The 2,297-nt window shown below is 54.2% G+C and carries 2 rRNA genes (1 of these 2 cut by a window edge); both read right to left on the bottom strand.

Annotated features, from left to right (window positions below):
* Positions 1–59: 59 nt before the first annotated feature.
* A 5S ribosomal RNA gene (gene rrf, locus F5984_RS26390) occupies positions 60–171 on the bottom strand.
* A 92-nt stretch (positions 172–263) separates the two neighbouring features.
* Positions 264–2,297, bottom strand: a 23S ribosomal RNA gene (locus F5984_RS26385) (it continues 802 nt past the right edge of the window).

Here is a 2,297-nt window from a genome sequence, read left to right as displayed (position 1 = left end):
AACGCGGAAAGGGGGTGCTACCTCGTCTGAGATAACACCCCCTTCGCTTCTATAACTAGAGGTGGCAGCTTCCTACTCTCCCGGATCTGACTCCAGTACCATCGGCAGCACGGGGCTTAACGGCTCTGTTCGACATGGGAAAAGGTGTTCACCCGCCATAACACCACCAACCTCTTAGTAACGCTCAAGAGTCTTCACACCCACAGAGAAAACAAGTATAATATCCTAATCTCATAACCAGACCAAACAACCAGTCAGCCCACAACAACACACCTCAGGCTCATTAGTACGGCTCAGCTCCACGGCTCTCACCGCTGCCACCTGCCGCCTATCAACGTTCTCGTCTCGAACAGCCTTCTTTTGGAACTCTCATCTTCGGGCCAGTTTCGCACTTAGATGCTTTCAGCGCTTATCTTAACCCCACGTAGCTACTCAGCCGTGCCTGCGGCCAAACAACTGATCCACCAGCGGTGAGTCCATCCCGGTCCTCTCGTACTAAGGACAGCCCCCGTCAGAATTCCTACGCCCACCACAGATAGGGACCGAACTGTCTCACGACGTTCTGAACCCAGCTCGCGTGCCACTTTAATCGGCGAACAGCCGAACCCTTGGAACCTTCTCCAGCCCCAGGATGTGACGAGCCGACATCGAGGTGCCAAACCTCCCCGTCGATGTGAGCTCTTGGGGGAGATCAGCCTGTTATCCCCGGCGTACCTTTTATCCTTTGAGCGATGGCCCACCCATGCAGTACCACCGGATCACTATACCCTGCTTTCGCACCAGATCGGCTTGTGAGCCTCACTGTCAAGCTCGCTTTTGCTATTGCACTCCACAAGTGGTTACCAACCACCCTGAGCGAACCTTGGGAAGCCTCCGTTACCCTTTCGGAGGCGACCACCCCAGTCAAACTACCCACCAAGTACTGTCCCTCTATTGAGGTTAGATCACCAGTCAGCCAAGGGCGGTATTTCAAGGTTGGATCCAGGATGCCTGGCGACACCCCTTCGCTTCCTCCCGCCTATCCTACACATGCCTGACCAGCAATCCATACTAAGCTGTAGTAAAGGTGCACGGGGTCTTTCCGTCCCGTGGCGGGTAAGCGGCATCTTCACCGCTACTACAATTTCACCGAGCTCATGGTTGAGACAGTGCCCAGATCGTTACACCATTCGTGCAGGTCGGAACTTACCCGACAAGGAATTTCGCTACCTTAGGACCGTTATAGTTACGGCCGCCGTTTACTGGGGCTTCAATTCAATGCTTTGCCTTGCGACTAACATCCCCTCTTAACCTTCCAGCACCGGGCAGGTGTCAGACCCTATGCGTCATCTTTCGATTTGGCAGAGTCCTGTGTTTTTGGTAAACAGTCGCCTGGGCCTTTGCTCTGCAACCTCTCCATTACTGAAGTAGGCCCCCCTTATCCCGAAGTTACAGGGTCATCTTGCCGAGTTCCTTAACCATGATTCTCTCGCGCACCTCGGGCTGTTCGCCCCGACCACCTGTGTCGGTTTGCGGTACGGGCACTCAACTACTGATGTTTCACTAACTTTTCTTGGAAGCCAACTCCCCGGTTCGGATCTGCCGAAGCATCTCCTCAACGTCCACTTCCGTCCGGACGTACCGAGCCCTCAGCTCCGTCATTAGTTCACATAGTTAAGTGGTGCAGGAATATTAACCTGCTGTCCATCAGGGCGTCGCCTTCGCTAACCCCTTAGGCCCCGACTAACCCTCCGATGACTGCCATCGCGGAGGAAACCTGGGTCTTTCGGTGTGAGGGGTTCTCGCCCTCATTATCGTTACTTATGCCTACATTTGCTTTTCTATGCGGTCCACCATGGCTCACGCCACAACTTCACCCCCCATAGAATGCTCTCCTACCATCATCACACTAGTGTGTGAGATCCACCGCTTCGGTGATGTGCTTGATGCCCGGTTATTATCGATGCCCGCCCCGCTCGACCAGTGAGCTGTTACGCACTCTTTAAAGGAATAGCTGCTTCCAAGCTAACCTCCTGGCTGTCTCGGCAGCCGGACCACCTTTGTTCAACTTAGCACACACTTGGGGACCTTAGCGGATGGTCTGGGTTGTTCCCCTCTCGGAACAGGACCTTAGCACCCTGCCCCTCACTGCCCAGCACCCCTTGTGGCATTCGGAGTTCATCAGAAGTTGGTAGGATGTGACTCCCCCGCATCCTGTTGGTCGCTCTACCTCCACAAGGGTAACACTGAACGCTGTTCCTAAAAACATTTCGGAGAGTACGAGCTATTTCTCAGTTTGATTGGCCTTTCACCCCTAC

The organism is Rudanella paleaurantiibacter, assembly GCF_009184635.1.
Classification (GTDB): domain Bacteria; phylum Bacteroidota; class Bacteroidia; order Cytophagales; family Spirosomataceae; genus Rudanella; species Rudanella paleaurantiibacter.
This window is presented reverse-complemented; position numbering and strand designations above follow the sequence as displayed.